Origin of the sequence: Pedobacter westerhofensis, assembly GCF_900182595.1 — a bacterium.
Taxonomy (GTDB): Bacteria; Bacteroidota; Bacteroidia; order Sphingobacteriales; family Sphingobacteriaceae; genus Pedobacter; species Pedobacter westerhofensis.
Window position 1 is genome coordinate 159,406 of sequence record NZ_FXTN01000011.1, and the last position, 18,160, is coordinate 177,565.

Consider the following 18,160-nt stretch of genomic DNA (forward strand, 5'->3'; position numbering starts at 1 on the left):
CTTTCGTTAAAATGTAAAGTTCAGTCCCAGGATTAATGATTTTGGCAAAGGAAGTCCGCCGTAATCTCCTGCTTCAGGGAAGGTATCACTTCCGCTCAGGTTGGTGTTGCTCGCTTCCGGGTTAAAACCACCTTTGTAGCTATCGTGCCCAAAGTAATTTTCTGCCGTCACATAGATCCTTGCACCTTTAACCGCCTTGCTTTTAAACTGTTTGCCCAGGTCATAACCCAAAGTGATATTGCGGACCCGCACATAATTTGAAGAATACAACCAGTCTGTATTGATGATACGTCCGAACGTAGAGTAGGCTTTTCCAACTTCACCTGCTCCCGGATTATCAGGTGAACGCCAGCGGTCCCTGAAAAATCCCAGCGCATTATCAGGTACACCCTGTCCTGTTCTTCCCAGGGCACGTCCAAGCAGTGAGTAGATAGAGCCACCTGTCTGTCCCTGTACAAGTACCGTCAGGTCAAATCCTTTATAACGAAAAGTGTTGGTTACACCATAAGTCCAGTCAGGGTTGGGTTTACCTACAATCTCGCGGTCGTTAGCGTCAATCACCCCGTCACCATTTGCGTCCTTGTATTTAGGGTCACCTACTGTCTGTGTTCCAAAAAGTGCTGCTTTATTATCGATATCCTGCTGTGAAAGAATGCCCAGCTGACGTACAGCATAGATTGCATACATCGGCTCGCCCACTTTTAAGATACTGTGCGATACATCAAAGCTCGAAGGGATCAGGATTTGCGACTGTCCTGCTGCCAGCGACACCACTTTATTGGAGTTATGACTTGCATTTAATGAGGTATTCCACTGGAAGCTGCCGGTTAAATTCCTGGTGCTTACTTCAAATTCAAGGCCTTTATTTCTCACGCTGCCTGTATTGCTCAGCTGCGTTCCAAACCCTGTTACTTCCGGGATAGGCACATTCAGCAGTAAGTCTGTATTGAGTTTATTGTAATAGTCTACAGATGCTGTGATCCGGTTCTGGAAGAATCCCATATCCAGGCCAATGTCTGTAGTTTTAGACTTTTCCCAGCTCAGATTAGGGTTAGCTACACCAATAAGTGCCTGCCCATAAGCGGGCACACCATTAAAAGTGTAGTTACTGCTTCCAAGAAGCGCACGGCTGCTGTAATCACCAATATTATAGTTGCCGGATTCACCGTAACTTACTCTCAGTTTCAATTCACTGATTTTCTTGCTGTCTTTCAAAAAGTTTTCTTTGGCAATGTTCCATCCGGCAGATACCGAAGGGAAAACTCCGTACTGATTATTGATACCGAAACGGGATGAACCATCTCTCCTGATACTGGCAGAGAACAAATATTTTTGATCAAAGCTGTACTGTAACCTTCCAAAATAAGAAAGCAGTACATTCATGGCCTCACTTGTGCTGCCATTCACGACAGATGCACTTCCCAGCGTGGTGATACCGCCGACTCCAAATCCGCCTACTGATGATAGCGATACATTTTCAAGTTTGTCGGAGTTGTATGCCTGTCCTACTAAAACTGAAAAGTCATGTTTTTCATGGAATGTTTTTACATATGATAAAGTGTTCTCATTTACAAAAGTACGTTTGCGGTAGCCCCCGTAAGAACCGGATGTACCAACATTTGGTGAAGTTGTCCTTGTGCTCAGGGAACCTGTTACAGTATAGGGCGTATAACTTTTTGAGGTGTTGTCTGTGTTATCAAGGTTGACAGTAGTCTTAAACGTAAGGCCGTCAAGAATTTTATATTCTCCGAATACTGTTCCCAGCGTACGGAATTTTTTAGTCATCCCGATAGTGTTGTTGAGTTTGGCCAATGGATCATTTGTTGTTACAGACCAGATATACTGGGTATTGTTAAACACGTTTACATTTCCTGGCAGGTCCTGCTGAATGGGCGACATAGACAAGGCCTGATGCAGGATATTGTCTTTTCCTTCTACTCCCGGATCATTGGTCACAGAATAAGTTGGTGCCAGATTAACGCCAAACTTTAATTTGTCATTTGCCTTGATCTCTACATTTGCCCTTGCAGAATACGACTCATAGTCCATTCCTACAACCATACCCTGCTGCTTCACGTAGTTACCTGAAACATAATAATTTACAGTTTCTGTGGCGCCGCTGGCACCCAGCTGATAATTTTGTGTTATCCCTGTTCTGAAGATCTCATCCTGCCAGTCTACCACGTTCAGTCCGCCGTAACCCGGCTGCGTCCATCGGTCGTCGAGCATATAGGTAACGTTAAAGGCACCCGGCGCAAGGCCTAAGATCGCGCGTCGCTGATCGGTAGTCTGGCTGGCCGTTCTGCCGGTTCCCGAAGCTACCCACTGGGCATTGATCATTTCAGTAGCCCTGTCGATCCACTCCGCACCGTTTAACATGTCGAGTTTTTTACTGCGCTCAACTGTACCTGCATAGGTATTTAATGTAATTGTTGGTTTGCCGCTTTTACCCCTCTTTGTGGTAATGAGGACAACACCATTTGCGGCCCTTGATCCGTAGATCGCTGATGCCGAGGCATCTTTTAAAACCTGTATAGATTCAATATCGTTTGGATTGATGTTATCCAGCGGGTTTCCTGTGGCAAAGTTTCCTGATCCGTTAGGGCTTGCCGATGCAAGAGGGAAACCATCAAGTACATACAGGGGTTCATTCCCTGCAGAAATAGATCCTGTACCCCTTACCTGGATGCTGAAAGCTTTCCCGGGCGTTCCGCTGGTTTGTTTGACAGAAACACCGGCCATCTGCCCTACCAGTGCCTGATCCACTCTGAGGATCGGACGTTCGTCGAGCTTGTCGGCCTTAAATGTAGCGATGGCGCCTGTTACGTTGCCTTTCTTCTGCGTACCGTAACCAACCACCACAACTTCTTCAAGTTTGGTATTGGATTCAACAAGTTTGATATTGATCATGCCAGCCTTGCTGACAACAACTTCCTGGGCGTTATAACTCAGGTACTGGAATACGAGGGTTGACCCGATCGTAGTTTTGATGGCATAAATACCATTTGCATCGGTAGACACGCCTTGTGTGGTACCTTTAATTTTGATAGAAACAGCTGGCATAGCGAGTCCCTTTTCATCAGTTACTTTTCCTGTAACGTTAACACTCTCCTGTGCGAACAGCGTGCTTATACTAAAAAGAGAAAAGAGAAAGAGGATAAATAATTTTTTGCCAGAAATAGAGCTAAAAAGTAGTTTTTTGGACATAGGACACTGGTTTATTATTTGGTGTGCTAAAACTAATTTTAATGTTTAGCACTCGCAACCTGTAGTGTCCTGCCCCCTATTTGATAAATCCGTCCATGATTTCCATTGTGCCTGTTGCTTCTTCTATAGAACATGGATTGTCCTGCAGGGCATTAAAGTAATTCACTGCCTGTGAAATCATCGGCTGTTCGATATGCTGCGGATGAACAAATGTTTCTGTTATTTCTTCCTCAGTGGTTTTCCAGGTTACATATTTCCCGAAAAAGGCGAATTTTATGCTGCCTGCTGTTCCGATGATCTCACAGAGGTCTTCCTGCTGCCCCTCTCCTACGCTAAAACACCAGGATCCGTTCACTACCACATGATTACGAAAAACAATCTGCCCGCAAACATGATCGTCTGCCTGGCTCAAACCGGATTGATTGAGTGCATAGCCCTGATACTTCTCGGGCTTTCCGAAATAAAACAGCAGCAGGTCTACCTGGTGTGGTGCCAGGTCATGAAAGTAACCTCCTCCGGAAAGACCGGGCTGCAGGCGCCAGTTATTTTCGGTATCCGCAATCAGTGCCGGATGAGCGGATTGCCACATCCTGATCTGCACCGTCCTGATCTCACCGATAATGCCGGTATCAATCAGTTCTTTGATCCTCAGGAATAAAGGAACAGCACGGCGGTAATGTGCCACCACTAAACGGGCACTGCTTTCTTTTACTGCCTTAGCCAGTTCTACGGCTTCTGTTGCATTTAAAGTTACAGGTTTCTCTACATATACATGCAGGCCCTTCTTCAATGCAGCAATGGCATAAGATAAATGAAATGCGGGTGGTGTAGCGATATAGATGGCATTGATTTCAGGATCATTCATCAGTTCATCAGCATCGTTGTACCATTTGGGAACCTGATGCCGCCTGGCATAGTCTTCTGCCTTGACAGCGTCCCGTCGCATTACTGCTACCAGCCTGCTGCCCGTTACTTTATTAAAAGCCGGTCCGCTCTTTACCTCTGTTACATCCCCGCATCCGATTATTCCCCAGTTGATCATATCCTTATTTTAAAACCGGAATAATATAGATTTTTTTTGTCAGAAAGCCATATAAGGCTTTAGTCTTTTGAGATCGAAGATGCTTTCACTATTTTTAAATTTGAATTGTTAGCTGTCATCTCTGAATATCCTGTCACATCATTAATCTTGATTATTTCTGCTTTCAGATCGTCCAGTTTATTCTCCACGATTTCCATAGTCACAGTTGAGTTTCCTCGCAGGGAATCGATTTTGCCATTAACAGTGTTAAATTTGTCTTCGATAATGCTAAAGTTCCTTTGAATAATGCTAAAATTACCGTCAATAATGCTGAAATTTTTTTCAAGCTTTTCAAATCCTGTTGCGATGCTGTGATTTATATCCTGCATATGATGCACCAGCAGACTCATTGATTTTTCCAATTCTGTGACTCTTTGTTTTAGTGGTTTCATATCTATCGGCTTTGTTAATCAAAAGTACGACTAAGTTTCAGTATCAACAAGAAAAACCACACATAAAAATTAATTAGTTAACTAAATAGAACTATTATCATCCCACAACTAATTATGAATATTGGCAGACAAAAAAAAGTGTTAAGATACTGATGTCTTTACTGCGTTTCAGCAGCAAAAGGCATCAGTATCTTAACACTTTTTGATCTTTAAGAAGATCTGACTAGATCCCTACAACTTTGTAAGTGATCTTATCACCGTCCTGTACCGCTTCATAGTAAACACCATCTTCAGATACATACAATTTTTCACCTCTTACCGTTACTTCTCTTGTATTTTCAGGCAGCTGATCAACTACATCGCCAAGCCTGGCACCGTTTCCTGCATTGATATCTCCGTTTTCAGTGTTTAAAACACCGTCTTTACCTGAAATAATATAGGCGGTTTTACCATCGGCTTTTTCAACAGGGCTGTAATAAACTCCTTTATATTCATAATAGGTTTGGCCGTTGATTGTTACTTCCTGCGCATCTTCCGGCAGGTTTGGCACTTCTGCACCTACAGGAGGTACAACAACTTTATATTCATTATCATATTGTCTGTAATACAGACCGCTTGAATAGTAGTACTGCGCATCACCATAAAAGAAAGGATAATATCCAAAAGGTAAAATACTAAGGCTAAAACCTAAATATGGCCTGTAGTAATTATAGTATCCATAATATGGCCTGCCAAAACCGTGTCCGTAATATCCATGAACACCAAAGCGTGATCCGCCGTAAAATCCGCCGCGGCCACCTCTGCCGGCATATACCCTTGAACCGCCAAAGCCTCTGTTTCCGCCACGGAAAGCACCGCCACCCCTGATTGCTGAGTTTCCACGTACTCCGTTACCACGAAATGCTGAAGCCCCACCGCCCCGTGATCCGCTGTACGCACTGGTATTACCCCTTGATCCGCCGAAAGAACTGGCACCACCACGTGATCCGCCGCCGCTGCTGATATGTGCGCCGCCGCCGCCGCCACGGGAACCGCCACCACCTCCGCCGCCGCGACCACCACGGCCTTGTGCCAAAACACTTTCTGTAGAAAATCCGCTGATGATCAGCAGACCTGCCAGGATAATTACCGATTTAAACCTTAGAGTTTTCATAATAAATTTCATTTGTGCCTATATGACAATCTACAAATGAAAAGGATTATTCATGTTCAGGATATTCGCAGAAAGCTGACAAATAAATGATAATCCGGGCTAAGGTTTTGCAGGAACTGATTTCCCTGCGCTTACGCTGTCAGTACCCCGGTCGTTCCTGAATGAATGTGTACTGTCTGCAGGTTTTACACTGCTGTCCGCACTTAAGGTTGTATCTCCTGCAGCACTGTCTGTAACACCAGTAGTTGCGGAAGAGTCAGCGCTAGACTTTTCTTTATTATTTCCGCTGCAGGCGATAAAAAACATTGCCGCCAGGGCCAGCGTAATCAGTGATTTGCTATTTTTCATAAGGATATATTTGAATTGTTTTAACAACTTCAGCGAGAATAAGTTTTAATTCCCCTGTTAAATCTGCAGTATGGTCTCCAGGGCATCATTAATCTGCATGGGCAATTATAAAACCCTGAAGCGGTTTTTATCTACTATTTTAATGGAAATAAAAAAATGAATTGTACTTTCGGAGCGTTAACACTATAAATCTTAAAATGAACTTATTTACAAGGACTAATCTATTATTGGTACCCGCAATGCTTGTTTCAGCTGTTGCCACGTACGCACAGGTTTCAGCTCCCGCAGCTTATGGGGCATTGCCAAGCGCAAGACAGCTGAAATGGCAGGAAACGGAAATGTATTGCATTATTCATTTTACACCCACCACGTTCCAGAATAAAGAGTGGGGCTACGGAGATGCCGATCCTTCAATTTTTAATCCTGCTAAATTTAACGCAGACCAGATTGTTGCTGCGGCAAAATCGGGAGGTTTTAAAGGGATCGTATATGTTGCCAAGCATCATGACGGCTTTGCACTATGGCCTACAAAAACATCAAAATACAATATCAGCGAAAGCCCATGGAAAAACGGCAAAGGAGATATGGTGAAAGAGTTCCAGCTCGCTGCACAGCAGGAAGGGATGAAATTCGGGATCTACTGCTCTCCATGGGACAGAAGCAATACCACTTACGGAACTCCGGAATATGTAAAAGTTTACCGTCAGCAAATCACCGAACTGTATAGCAATTATGGCGATCTGTTCATGAGCTGGCATGATGGCGCCAATGGCGGCGACGGGTTTTACGGCGGAAAGAACGAAAAAAGAAAGGTTGACCAGTCTAATTATTACGACTGGATGAACACCTGGGCCATTACCAGGAAACTTCAGCCAAATGCTTCCATATTTAGTGATATCGGCCTGGATGTAAGATGGGTGGGAAATGAAAAAGGGCTTGCGCCTGAAACAAGCTGGTCTACCATCACTATTAAAGGCAAGGACGGACATACACCTATGCCGGGATATATGGACGATTACAATCTTGGCAGCGGTACCAGGGGCGGAGAAAAATGGATTCCTTTTGAAGGTGACGTAGCGCTAAGACCGGGCTGGTTTTATCATCCTGAGCAAGACAACCAGTTAAAAACTACAGCGCAACTGTTCAATATCTACTGTAACTCTGTAGGCCGCGGCGGAGCACTTGACCTTGGCCTTTCGCCAACAGCAGAGGGTATCCTGCATCCCAATGATGTGGCAGCGCTGGCGGCATTTGGTAAATATCTGAAAGAGGTATTTGCAGTTAATCTGGCGAAACAGGCAATTTTCAGTGTAAGTAATGTACGTGGTAAACAACAAAAAGCATATGGCACAGCAAATCTGACAGATGCAGACCGCTACAGCTACTGGGCAACAGATGATAACGTTCACCAGGCAACAGTAAACCTGTCCTTTAAACAGCCTGTCCGTTTCTCTATCATACAGCTCCGTGAAAACATTAAACTCGGTCAGCGTATCGACAGCGTGGAGGTAGAAGCCTTTCAAAATAACCAGTGGATCAATATCGCAAAAGCGTCCAGCATCGGTGCCAACAGGATTATCCGACTGGCAGAAGAGCAAACTGCAGCTAAAATCCGCATCAGGGTATATGCCCCGGTAAGTATTGCCCTGAGTGAGGCCGGCCTTTATCTCGCCCCAAAAATTAAAGAAGTAAGTACCGCTAAAAGCGATAATGTATTTGATAAAAGCTCATGGAAGGTTGTAAATGATAACAATTCTATCACCATTGACATGGGTTATCCTCTGATTTTTTCTGCACTCAGCTATCTGCCTGATCAGGAAAAATCTTCTGCAGGTGCCATTCAGAAATATGAGCTGCTAACCAGTGAGGATGGCACTGCATGGAAAAGCATCAGCAGTGGCGAGTTCTCCAATATCGCGGCCAACCCTATCCTGCAGCGGATCAGCCTGCCGCAACCAGTGGCTGCGAGATATATCAGACTGATCTCTAAACAGGCTGTTCCCGGCAACGGCGGAAAAGTACAGCTGGATGCTGCACAAATTGAAATTTATAAATAGGTAATAACAGTATAATATATTTAAGATCAGGCTACACGAAGTAACCACGGAGTTCCTTTACGGCGAGCCTGATCTTAGATTTAACGGTTCCTAGCGGGATTTGAAGCTCATCAGATACTTCAGCCTGGGTATACCCATGAAAGTAGACCAGATCAAGTATCTGCTTTTGCGACGCTGTAAGTACACACATCAGCTCCCTCACTCCTATGGAGTCTGTCCTGTCCGGCACATAGTGATAAGAATCAACCTGGCAAAAGACACTGTCAATATCCTCATTGCGGGTGCTCTTGGAAAAAGTCTTTCCCCTCTTATAATCGATTGCAGAATTACGCGCCAGGCGTGCCATCCAGGTAAAGAGTTTGCCCTTTTCAGGATCAAACGTTTCAATGGATTTCCAAATTTTCACAAAGGAATCCTGAAGGATATCTTCTGCGATCTCCCGTGCAGGCACTACCCTAAGGATAATTCCTAACAGTGGCGAAGCATAGAGATGATATAATCTTCTAAATGATAAGTTATTGCGATCCTGAAGATCACGAACAAATTTAGCTTCCAGGCTATCAAGACAATCCTGATTGTCAAAATGCGCTGTAGTTTCGGGAATAGTCTCAAGTTCTGCTAGCATCATCATATTAAAGTATTAATTAAATTAGCTCTAGTAAAATTAGCCCCTAAACATGTGATTACAAAAGGAATTTGCCGTTCATTCCATTCACTTTTCGCTTCCAGAGAATAAGACCTGAAGACGCTTATTTTCAGCACGATAAGTATTTTGTGGACATTAATTTTTGCGATTATTTGTTGAAACAGGATTGATAGAATAGAATATCTTTTTCAAAGCACTGAAAAATCAGATGGATTTCCCGGCCCTGCGGAGCATGAACAAAAGGAACAGTTGAAAACATCTTGCGTTATTGCAGACGCTTATCCGATTTGACAGTAAAATAACCCTTTGGCCGCAAAATGGACTTATCTTCGCAGTATGGATAACTTAAGTACCAAGGCTTTTGAAAAAGTATTTGTCTCTACCTTTGAAGGCGACCATAGCGGTGACCTGCAGCCGAGACAAACTCCCGGCGTTTTCTACAGCAAAGCAATACCTACTCCGGTTAAACAACCGGAATTACTGGCCTGGTCTGATGAGCTTGCCGCTGAACTGGGGATAAGCGCACCAAATGAACAGGACATCAGCATCCTGGGCGGAAATCTGGTTACTCCTACCATGTATCCCTATGCCAATTGTTATGCCGGCCATCAGTTTGGGAACTGGGCAGGTCAACTGGGCGACGGACGTGCAATTACCCTTGGAGAATGGACTTCAGCTGCTAAAGGAAGTTTTGAACTGCAGCTTAAAGGTGCCGGCCCCACCCCCTATTCCCGCAGGGGCGATGGCCGTGCAGTACTGCGCTCCTCGATCCGTGAATACCTGATGAGTGAGGCCATGCACCACCTGGGAGTGCCCACAACCCGGGCGCTGGCACTGGTAGCTACGGGCGACCAGGTTTTGCGCGATATGTTTTATGACGGCAGAACAGCCTATGAGCCCGGCGCTGTGGTCATGCGCAGTGCGCCAAGCTTTTTACGTTTCGGAAGTTTTGAAATGCTGGCTGCACGACAGGAAACTGCACAATTACAAAAACTTACAGACTGGACAATAGAAAAATTCTATCCCCACATTACCGGAGAGCATAAAACGATCACCTGGTTTAAGGAAGTGATGGACAGGACTGCCGCACTGATTGTAGAATGGCTGAGAGTTGGCTTTGTACACGGTGTAATGAATACCGACAACATGTCTGTCCTCGGGCTTACAATAGATTACGGGCCATATTCTTTTCTCGATGACTATGATCCGGGCTTTACCCCAAATACCACCGACCTGCCCGGACGCAGGTATGCATTTGGCCGTCAGCATACGGTAGCTTACTGGAACCTGGGCTGTCTGGCAAGTGCCATAGCGCCTTTGTTTGAAAATACTGAAGAACTTTCTGCCGCACTGGAGGACTTTAAAATTATCTACCTGGAAAAATATTATGCTATGATGGGCAAAAAGCTGGGCCTTGATGAAGTACAGGAGGATGATCACCAGCTGATTGACGACCTGGAAGAAACGCTTGACAGGATTAAACCTGATATGACCATCTTTTTCCAGTTGCTGATCTCGCTTCCTGCAGCTCCACAAAACGCGGAAAGTATAATGCAGCATTTCAGTCCTTCATTTTACCGGGAGCCGGACACCGCATCACTGGAGAAGTTAAGCCATATGCTGCAAACCTATCAGAACAGGTTTGGGAAGAACAAAATAACAGAAGATGCCGCCAAATCAATGATGAAATTAAATAATCCTCGTTTCATCCTCAGGAACTATCTGCTGCACCAGGCGATACAGGAAATGGAAAAGGGAGAAAGTACTCTCTTCAATAACCTTGAGGAGGCAATGAAAACCCCATATTCAGCTGATCATGATGAATTCTTTAAACTGCGGCCTGAATGGGCTGCTACACAGCCGGGCAGCTCTACACTTTCCTGCAGTTCTTGATCAGAACTGCAGTTAGCTACAGCTGGTTCTGGTTTAAGCTCCCCTTTTCGGCATCTGTAAGGTTCTGCAGGGTGGTCTCGGCAATCTCTGTGAGCGCTTCCGTAGTGAAAAATCCCTGGTGTGCGGTGATCAGCACATTTGGAAAACTCATCAGCCGCAGAATCTGTTCATCAGCAATCAGGCTTTCTGACAGGTCCCTGAAAAAGAGTTTGTCTTCCTGTTCGTAAACATCAATTCCAAGATACCCCAGTTTACCGCGTTTCAAAGCTTCAATTGCGTCGTTGCTGTCCAGTATTGCCCCCCTGCTGGTATTGATCAGCATTACCCCATCTTTCATTTTATCAAAGCTCTGATGATTGACCATATGCTTTGTATGCTCATTTAAAGGACAGTGAATGGAAATTACGTCGGCCGTGGAAATCAGGGTATCGTAATCCTGGAGCTGAATATAGGAAGGAACGTCTTTTGGCATAGGGTCGTATGCAAAAACCGCTGTACCAAAGCCCTGCATAATTTTCGCAAAGGCCAGGCCAATCTGCCCCAGTCCAATGAGGCCCACCTTTTTACCATGCAGGTTAAAACCGGTAAGGCGTTCCAGTGAAAAATTCCCCTCCCTGATCCTGTTATAGGCTTTGTGGGTCTTACGGTTAAGCGTCATGATCATCGCTACCGCATGTTCAGCAACAGCTTCGGGCGAATAGGACGATACACGGAAAACACTGATGTGTAAGTCTTTTGCCGCCTGCAGGTCAACCTGGTTAAACCCCGCACACCTTAAAACCAGGGTTGAGATGCCCAGATGCCGCAGCGCTTTTAAGGTTTCCGCGTCTGCCACATCGTTTACAAATACGCAAACCGCATTACAGCCATCGGCCAGTATTGCTGTTGCAGCATTTAAAGCGGGTTCCAGAAACAAAAGATCATGCCCGAAATCGGCATTCACCCTGTTAAAAGATTCCCTGTCGTAAGACTGTGTACTAAAAATAGCGACTTTCATCTTTGAATTTTTCTAAAGATAAACTTTAAAAATCCAAAAAGACCTGAAGAAGATCAGTGATTCAGATGATGAAGATCATTTTAGCCGAGTTTCAGTTTTTTCTGGATATCTGTTACATATCCTTTAAATTTTTTGTCGGTATCAATCAGGTCTTCAACAGTCTGGCAGGCATAGATTACTGTTGAGTGGTCCCTGCCACCATAAAATGCACCGATACTCTTTAAGGACGACTTGGTGAGGCTTTTAGAAAGATACATGGAGATCTGGCGTGCCTGAACAATCTCGCGTTTGCGTGTAGGGGATTTAACCATATCAACAGGAACTTCAAAATATTCACATACCAGTTTCTGGATGTAATCCATTGAAATTTCCTTTGTGGTATTTTTAATAAAATTCTTCAGCATAGACTTAGCCAGAGAAAGGTCGATATCTTTTCTGTTTAATGTAGACTGGGCAAGCAGGGAAACCATGGCTCCCTCCAGTTCACGCACGTTATTGTCGATATTATTTGCCACGTACTCAACTACCTCTGCAGGAAGTTCAATACCGTCAGCGTACATCTTTTTTCTCAGGATGGCGATTCTTGTTTCCAGATCAGGAATCTGCAGATCTGCAGAAAGCCCCCATTTGAAACGGCTGAGCAAACGCTCCTCTAATCCCAAAAGATCTTTAGGCGGCTTATCAGAAGTGATAATAATCTGTTTGCCCGACTGGTGCAGGTGGTTAAAAATATGGAAAAAGATATCCTGTGTTTTCTCTTTTCCTGCAAAATTATGTACATCATCCATGATGATCACATCCATGGCCTGATAAAAGTTCACAAAATCGTTAATCGTATTGTTTTTTAAGGACTCTACAAACTGCTGGCAGAATTTTTCGCATGACACAAAAATAACCAGTTTGTCTGGCTGGCTGCGCCTGATCTCATTTCCAATTGCCTGTGCCAGGTGGGTTTTCCCCAATCCTACGGCACCATATATCATCAGCGGATTGAATGATGTTGCGCCGGGTTTTGCGGCCACAGCGAAGCCCGCAGAGCGCGCCAGACGGTTGCAGTCACCTTCAACGTAACTCTCAAACGTGTAATTTGTATTGAGCTGGGGGTCTACATTCAGCTTTTTTAAGCCCGGAATGATAAACGGGTTTTTGATATCCTTATTGATAGAAACAGGAACCGGCATCGACTGAATCTTGGAAGCAGCTCCGTTACCGTTTGAGGGCATGCTTGTGGTATAGGGCGAGCCACTGTTAGAGGACTGGTCAACCACAATATTGTATTCGAGACGGCCTTCTTCGCCCAGCTGCTGTTTAACGGTCTTGCGCAGCAGCCCAACATAATGTTCTTCCAGCCATTCGTAAAAGAATAAACTCGGCACTTGTACGGTTAATACATTGCCTTCCAGTTTTAAAGCAGAGATAGGTTCGAACCAGGTTTTAAAACTTTGGACCGGGATATTATCCTTGATAATCTGGAGACAGTTATTCCATACTTCAGTACAAGTTTTTTCCATATTTCTTTTAATAAACTAGAGGTTTTCAGATTAAATCACGGCCTAATATTCTGCCGTTTTGGGAGGGCGAAGATCCAAAAAATTACTAACAAAAAAAGATTAAATTTCATCTATTTCGTAAGTCGTTAACAGGCAAACCAATACAATGACGAATTTTAAAATTTCTGTTAATAACTTATAAACAACGGGAAAGTAGTGTTTAAAAGTATGTGTATAAACATACAATCAAAGATCCGGGGAACCTGGTAAAAGGTAAGGATGGCTGAGATAACATCTATATATATTTATCTGAAAGGATTAGCTCTGTCTGTCATCAACAGAGCTAATCCCGGGATAGTAAGATTCATCCCTCCCCAATATGGAGGAGATTGCGGAAGCAGGTTAAACGATCTCCAGTTCTACCTCGATATTACCGCGGGTAGCGTTAGAATACGGGCAAACCTGATGTGCTTTTTCGGCAAGCGACTGAGCAACTTCGGGAGTTACTCCCGGGATAGAAATCTGTAGTTTTACGGACAGTCCAAAACCGCCGCTGCCGGTCTTGCCAATACTTACCTGTGCAGTCACTGTGGTCTCTTCGGTTTCAACTTTTGCAGTCCTGATCACCAGGCTCAAAGCACTGTCAAAACAAGCGGCGTAACCCGCGGCAAATAGTTGTTCCGGATTGGTATATGCCCCGCCCCCGCCTCCAAGTTCCTTTGGCGTTCTCACCTGTAAGTCCAGCACGCCGTCTGATGATTTAACGTTTCCGTTTCTGCCGCCTGTTGCTAAAGCTTCTGCAGTATATAATTTCTCGATCTTTTCCATGATGTTTGAACATATATTAGAAACTTATGTTTTGATAACAATCATTATGATTTGATTATGACAGCAATATTCCAAAACTATTTTCAAATGCTCCGGTTATAGAAAGTATAAAATTAAACTAATCCCATCTACCTATGGAAACCAATAAAGAAATCATAAGCGATTTAAAAGAACTGCTGTCTATTGTAAATGACGGCAAAGAAGGATATGAATCTTCAAGTGAAGCTACAGAAAAAATTGAACTGCAGGGCGTATTTTTAAAGTATGCTGCCCAGCGTGCAGGATATGCGGCAGAACTTAAAGCGCATATCGCAACACATGGTGGTGATGCAGACAATGAAAGCGGAGGTGTCCTGGGTGCTTTGCACCGTACCTGGATAGACATCAAACAGGCGCTGAGCAGTAAAGAAGATGCTGCTATTCTGGAGGCTATCGTTACAGGCGAAAAAGCGGCACTGGATAAGTACGACGAATACATCAGTGACTATACTGACCATGCAGACCATATCGACCTGCTGAAAAGACAAAGAGAAGGTGTGCTTGAAGCACTGAAAGAGATTGAATCTTTATTGGTTCAGCACAAATCTTAACCAGCATTCCCAAAAGTAAAGGAGCCGTATCAGAAAAACTGATACGGCTCCTTTGTTAAAGGCCAGGTACTGCCCGATGTTACTGCAGGAATTTATGCTTTATTTGACAAACCCGGAATTTGTACCATTTCGTCTGTTTCGGCATCGTAATCAACACCTGCTACATCAAAACCGAACAAGTTGAGGAAGTCTTTCTTATATCCGGCAAGATCCCCGGTCTGAGGAAGCGTATCTGTATCAGACTCTTCCCATAACTTCGCCACCTCTGCCTGTACATCCTCACGCATTTCCCAATCATCCACGCGGATTCTTCCCTTTTCATCAGTTGCAATTTCCTTGCCTGAGAACAACCTGTCCTGAAACAGCCTTTGCATCTGTTCAATACAGCCTTCATGCAGGCCGGCATCTTTCATCACTTTGTAAAGTAATGAGATGTATAAAGGGATCACCGGAATTGCAGAGCTCGACTGTGTAACCAGGGCTTTGTTTACAGAAACATAAGCCTTTCCGTCCAAATCTTTCAGTTTCTCCGTGATGCTGAATGCAGTTGCTTCCAGATCGTCCTTTGCACGTCCAATGGTACCGTTACGGTATACAGCTTCAGTAATTGCAGGTCCGATATATGAATATGCAACTGTTGTTGCACCCTGTGCAAGTACGCCTGCGGCTTTCAGATCTTCGATCCAGAATCCCCAGTCTTCACCGCCCATTACGGCAACAGTATTTTCAATTTCTTCTTCATTTGCCGGTTGGATGGATATATCCGAAACTAAACCTGTATGAAAATCTACCGTTTTATTGGTAAAAACCTGTCCGATCGGTTTTAAAACCGAGTTATATACAACTCCTGTTTTAGGATGAGTCCGGCGTGGGGAAGCAAGGCTGTAGATCACCAGGTCAATCTGGCCCAGGTCAGCTTTGATCAGGTCAATTACCTGCCGTTTAATGTCGTCAGAAAATGCATCGCCATTGATACTTTTTGCATATAGACCTGCTTCCTGTGCTTTAGCTTCGAAAGCCGCCGTATTATACCATCCTGCTGAAGCAGTTTTGCCTGGCGCAGGAGGTTTTTCAAAGTATACACCTACGGTAGATGCTTCTGATCCAAAGGCGGCAGTAATTCTTGACGCTAGTCCGAATCCTGTGGATGAACCAATAACCAACACGCGTTTGGGGCCATTGATAGCTCCTTTTGATTTAACGTGGTTAATTTGATTGACAATATTTTGCTCACATCCCTGAGGGTGGGCGGTCAGGCAGATAAATCCACGTATTCTTGGTGCAATAATCATATTCTATTCTTTAAAGAGGGCCTAAAATAGCAATTCTTTTTTATTTATCGTCTTTTGGAATTTCTTTCAATACCGCTAAAAGATAGCTCCAGAACTTTTTAACGGAAGATATCTGCACTCTTTCATCCGGAGAATGCGCCCCCCTGATGGTCGGGCCAAACGAGATCATGTCCATTCCCGGCAGGTGAGCACCAAGAATGCCACACTCCAGGCCGGCATGGCAGGCTTCTACCCTTGGGGATTTACCAAATTTTTGCTGGTACAATCCGGTCATCAACCTTAAAATGGCCGAATCAGGATCGGGTTTCCATCCCGGATAATCGCCGCCCTGCTGAACATCGCAGCCCATATTTTCAAAAGCGGCGCTCACTGCATTTGAAACATCTGCCTTGGTACTTTCAACACTGCTGCGCTGTAATGATTGTGTGGTAAACTCCCCATCCTTAATCACTACCCTGGCCAGATTTGTAGAGGCTTCTACAAGCTCCCTGATATCAGGGCTCATCCTGAACACTCCGTTGGGCACAGCATAGAGCGCATTGATGATCTTCCTGAAATCTACAAAAGTCATCACCCTGGATGGCAATATGGTTTCCTTAATGCTGATCAGCAGCGAAGGCTCCGCAGTATTGTATTCATCCGCAAGCAATTCGCTGAACTGCTTTAAAAGCAACACGAATAGCTCCTTCTGTCCATAAGGCACTACAATTACAGCGGCAGATTCCCTTGGGATTGCATTTCTGAGGCTTCCCCCGTCTACGCTGTGCAATTGGATATGTACCGTTTGAGACAAGGTATAAAACATCCTGTTCATCAGCTTATTTGCATTTGCCCTGCCCTTATGAATGTCCATTCCTGAGTGCCCGCCCAGCAAGCCGGTAATTTTAATTTCAAATGCAGTGCCCTGAGCATCAGCAGCTTCCTGCTGGTAATGGTAACGTGTATTTGTATCTATCCCTCCGGCACAGCCGATGGTCAGTTCATCATCTTCTTCAGTATCCAGGTTCAGCAGAATCGTACCGCTGAAATTGGCTGGATCAAGCTGTTTGGCACCCGTCATCCCGGTTTCTTCATCAATGGTAAACATGGCTTCGAGGGCGGGATGTTCAACAGTGGCAGAAGCAAGCAGGGCCATAATTGCCGCTACACCAATACCATTGTCGGCACCCAGTGTAGTGCCCCGGGCCTTTACCCAGTCGCCCTCTGCAAACATCGCTATGCCCTGCTCATCAAAATTAAAAACGGTATCGCTGTTTTTCTGGTGCACCATATCAAGGTGCGACTGTAAAACTACAGTCTTACGGTCTTCCATGCCAGCAGTTGCCGGTTTTTTGATCACCACATTCCCTGCAGCATCCTTAATGGTTTCAAGACCAAGCCTCTGGCCGAAGGCAATCATAAACGCAATTACCCGGTCTTCTTTTTTTGAAGCACGCGGAACGGCATTTAATTGAACAAAATTTTGCCAGAGATCCTGAGGTTCTAAATTATTGACTTCCATTAATTATATGAATAAGCGGCCAAATTAAGGATTATCGTTTAAAACCTTGCAATAGTTTTTCCAAGATACCAGAAGAAATAGCTAAACAATGGAGCCGCCAGCACATCTGCAGTGTAATGCACATGCTGGATCAGCAACAGCATACCCAATATCGCAGCAGCACAAAAAATGATGATTTTTTCTCTTTTATTTTCGAGGCATAAACCAACCAGGAAAAGTGTTGCTGTATGCCCGGAGAAAAACAGGTCCTTCGTAATCATATTTGAGCCATAGAAAATCACCGAGAAAGGATCAGTCATGTGTACCAAATGCCTGGGCGCTTCAAGGGGGATCAGTGAAATGGTCAGCATCCTGATCAGGCAGAGAAAGATATAACCCCATAATGCAGTAATACAAAGTATACTGTTCTTTCTCATCCTCCAGAAAAACAGTCCTGAGGCAGGATACAGCACCAGAAAGATGTAAACCGATACGTCATGTGCAGGCAGAATATCCAGTAACCAGTCATGAACCGGAACCCCATTTCTGCTTTGTACAAATACAAAAAAATCCTGTAAATAAAAGACGATCAGGGTCATCACAAATAGCCCCAAAAGGAGCTTGACCCTAAACGCAGGATAATCCCAGGCAAATCGCCAGGTTAACTGTTTAGTTTGCATTAATAATGGTTCGTTGATAATGTGGG

At 44.5% G+C, this 18,160-nt stretch carries 15 protein-coding genes; 3 read left to right on the forward strand and 12 right to left on the reverse strand.

All coding sequences use genetic code 11. The features are described from left to right. Window positions 1-6: 6 nt before the first annotated feature. The 5 genes from FN831_RS20695 to FN831_RS20715 form a co-directional block, all read right to left on the reverse strand. On the reverse strand, window positions 7-3,207 hold the full coding sequence (locus FN831_RS20695) for a SusC/RagA family TonB-linked outer membrane protein (protein WP_142530099.1): 3,201 nt from the start codon (window positions 3,205-3,207) through the stop codon (window positions 7-9). Between the two features lie 76 nt (window positions 3,208-3,283). Further along, window positions 3,284-4,249 carry a Gfo/Idh/MocA family protein gene (locus FN831_RS20700; RefSeq protein ID WP_142530100.1) on the reverse strand — a complete coding sequence of 322 codons (966 nt, stop codon included), beginning with the start codon at window positions 4,247-4,249 and terminating at the stop codon, window positions 3,284-3,286. Window positions 4,250-4,308: 59 nt separating this feature from the next. Continuing rightward, window positions 4,309-4,680: a hypothetical protein gene (locus FN831_RS20705; RefSeq protein ID WP_142530101.1), complete on the reverse strand. Its 372-nt coding sequence runs from the start codon at window positions 4,678-4,680 to the stop codon at window positions 4,309-4,311. A gap of 223 nt (window positions 4,681-4,903) precedes the next feature. Further along, window positions 4,904-5,833 carry a DUF6515 family protein gene (locus FN831_RS20710; RefSeq protein WP_142530102.1) on the reverse strand — a complete coding sequence of 310 codons (930 nt, stop codon included), beginning with the start codon at window positions 5,831-5,833 and terminating at the stop codon, window positions 4,904-4,906. 99 nt (window positions 5,834-5,932) lie between these two features. Then, the gene (locus tag FN831_RS20715; RefSeq protein ID WP_142530103.1) at window positions 5,933-6,181 is read right to left on the reverse strand and encodes a hypothetical protein; all 249 of its coding nucleotides are present in this window, start codon (window positions 6,179-6,181) and stop codon (window positions 5,933-5,935) included. A 197-nt stretch (window positions 6,182-6,378) separates the two neighbouring features. Here FN831_RS20715 and FN831_RS20720 point away from each other — a divergent pair, with 197 nt between their 5' ends. Further along, window positions 6,379-8,238 (forward strand): alpha-L-fucosidase, encoded by a 1,860-nt coding sequence (locus tag FN831_RS20720; RefSeq protein ID WP_142530104.1) that lies wholly within the window; start codon window positions 6,379-6,381, stop codon window positions 8,236-8,238. 31 nt (window positions 8,239-8,269) lie between these two features. Here FN831_RS20720 and FN831_RS20725 read toward each other — a convergent pair whose 3' ends face one another. Next, window positions 8,270-8,869, reverse strand: coding sequence for an RNA polymerase sigma factor (locus FN831_RS20725; RefSeq protein ID WP_221931372.1), 600 nt, complete (start codon window positions 8,867-8,869; stop codon window positions 8,270-8,272). A 351-nt stretch (window positions 8,870-9,220) separates the two neighbouring features. Here FN831_RS20725 and FN831_RS20730 point away from each other — a divergent pair, with 351 nt between their 5' ends. After that, window positions 9,221-10,777, forward strand: a complete 1,557-nt coding sequence (locus FN831_RS20730; protein WP_142530105.1) for a protein adenylyltransferase SelO — start codon at window positions 9,221-9,223, stop codon at window positions 10,775-10,777. A gap of 16 nt (window positions 10,778-10,793) precedes the next feature. On the opposite strand, the gene FN831_RS20735 is transcribed toward FN831_RS20730, so the two are convergent. The 3 genes from FN831_RS20735 to FN831_RS20745 form a co-directional block, all read right to left on the reverse strand. Further along, window positions 10,794-11,774 carry a 2-hydroxyacid dehydrogenase gene (locus FN831_RS20735; RefSeq protein WP_142530106.1) on the reverse strand — a complete coding sequence of 327 codons (981 nt, stop codon included), beginning with the start codon at window positions 11,772-11,774 and terminating at the stop codon, window positions 10,794-10,796. Window positions 11,775-11,854: 80 nt separating this feature from the next. Beyond that, window positions 11,855-13,285 (reverse strand): chromosomal replication initiator protein DnaA, encoded by a 1,431-nt coding sequence (gene dnaA / locus FN831_RS20740; protein WP_142530107.1) that lies wholly within the window; start codon window positions 13,283-13,285, stop codon window positions 11,855-11,857. A 381-nt stretch (window positions 13,286-13,666) separates the two neighbouring features. Further along, entirely contained in the window at window positions 13,667-14,092 is a 426-nt protein-coding gene (locus tag FN831_RS20745; protein ID WP_221931373.1) for an organic hydroperoxide resistance protein, read from the reverse strand. A 134-nt stretch (window positions 14,093-14,226) separates the two neighbouring features. Here FN831_RS20745 and FN831_RS20750 point away from each other — a divergent pair, with 134 nt between their 5' ends. Continuing rightward, on the forward strand, window positions 14,227-14,682 hold the full coding sequence (locus FN831_RS20750; RefSeq protein WP_142530108.1) for a ferritin-like domain-containing protein: 456 nt from the start codon (window positions 14,227-14,229) through the stop codon (window positions 14,680-14,682). A gap of 92 nt (window positions 14,683-14,774) precedes the next feature. On the opposite strand, the gene fabV is transcribed toward FN831_RS20750, so the two are convergent. From fabV to FN831_RS20765, 3 genes are read right to left on the reverse strand one after another with little or no spacing between them, the layout of a single operon-like run. After that, a complete protein-coding gene (gene fabV, locus FN831_RS20755; RefSeq protein WP_142530109.1) occupies window positions 14,775-15,974 on the reverse strand; it encodes an enoyl-ACP reductase FabV in 1,200 nt (399 codons plus the stop codon). Between the two features lie 40 nt (window positions 15,975-16,014). Beyond that, window positions 16,015-17,475 (reverse strand): aminoacyl-histidine dipeptidase, encoded by a 1,461-nt coding sequence (locus tag FN831_RS20760; RefSeq protein ID WP_142530110.1) that lies wholly within the window; start codon window positions 17,473-17,475, stop codon window positions 16,015-16,017. 38 nt (window positions 17,476-17,513) lie between these two features. Further along, window positions 17,514-18,134 (reverse strand): phosphatase PAP2-related protein, encoded by a 621-nt coding sequence (locus FN831_RS20765; RefSeq protein WP_142530111.1) that lies wholly within the window; start codon window positions 18,132-18,134, stop codon window positions 17,514-17,516. Between the last annotated feature and the right edge of the window lie 26 nt (window positions 18,135-18,160).

What these genes read in the sequence shown, in the direction of transcription:
- FN831_RS20745 (WP_221931373.1), bottom strand. Translation starts at nt 14,092, where the DNA reads ATGGAAAAGATCGAGAAATTATATACTGCAGAAGCTTTAGCAACAGGC.
- FN831_RS20750 (WP_142530108.1), top strand. Translation starts at nt 14,227, where the DNA reads ATGGAAACCAATAAAGAAATCATAAGCGATTTAAAAGAACTGCTGTCT.
- dnaA (WP_142530107.1), bottom strand. Translation starts at nt 13,285, where the DNA reads ATGGAAAAAACTTGTACTGAAGTATGGAATAACTGTCTCCAGATTATC.
- fabV (WP_142530109.1), bottom strand. Translation starts at nt 15,974, where the DNA reads ATGATTATTGCACCAAGAATACGTGGATTTATCTGCCTGACCGCCCAC.
- FN831_RS20700 (WP_142530100.1), bottom strand. Translation starts at nt 4,249, where the DNA reads ATGATCAACTGGGGAATAATCGGATGCGGGGATGTAACAGAGGTAAAG.
- FN831_RS20710 (WP_142530102.1), bottom strand. Translation starts at nt 5,833, where the DNA reads ATGAAAACTCTAAGGTTTAAATCGGTAATTATCCTGGCAGGTCTGCTG.
- FN831_RS20705 (WP_142530101.1), bottom strand. Translation starts at nt 4,680, where the DNA reads ATGAAACCACTAAAACAAAGAGTCACAGAATTGGAAAAATCAATGAGT.
- FN831_RS20715 (WP_142530103.1), bottom strand. Translation starts at nt 6,181, where the DNA reads ATGAAAAATAGCAAATCACTGATTACGCTGGCCCTGGCGGCAATGTTT.
- FN831_RS20725 (WP_221931372.1), bottom strand. Translation starts at nt 8,869, where the DNA reads ATGATGATGCTAGCAGAACTTGAGACTATTCCCGAAACTACAGCGCAT.
- FN831_RS20720 (WP_142530104.1), top strand. Translation starts at nt 6,379, where the DNA reads ATGAACTTATTTACAAGGACTAATCTATTATTGGTACCCGCAATGCTT.
- FN831_RS20765 (WP_142530111.1), bottom strand. Translation starts at nt 18,134, where the DNA reads ATGCAAACTAAACAGTTAACCTGGCGATTTGCCTGGGATTATCCTGCG.
- FN831_RS20730 (WP_142530105.1), top strand. Translation starts at nt 9,221, where the DNA reads ATGGATAACTTAAGTACCAAGGCTTTTGAAAAAGTATTTGTCTCTACC.
- FN831_RS20695 (WP_142530099.1), bottom strand. Translation starts at nt 3,207, where the DNA reads ATGTCCAAAAAACTACTTTTTAGCTCTATTTCTGGCAAAAAATTATTT.
- FN831_RS20735 (WP_142530106.1), bottom strand. Translation starts at nt 11,774, where the DNA reads ATGAAAGTCGCTATTTTTAGTACACAGTCTTACGACAGGGAATCTTTT.
- FN831_RS20760 (WP_142530110.1), bottom strand. Translation starts at nt 17,475, where the DNA reads ATGGAAGTCAATAATTTAGAACCTCAGGATCTCTGGCAAAATTTTGTT.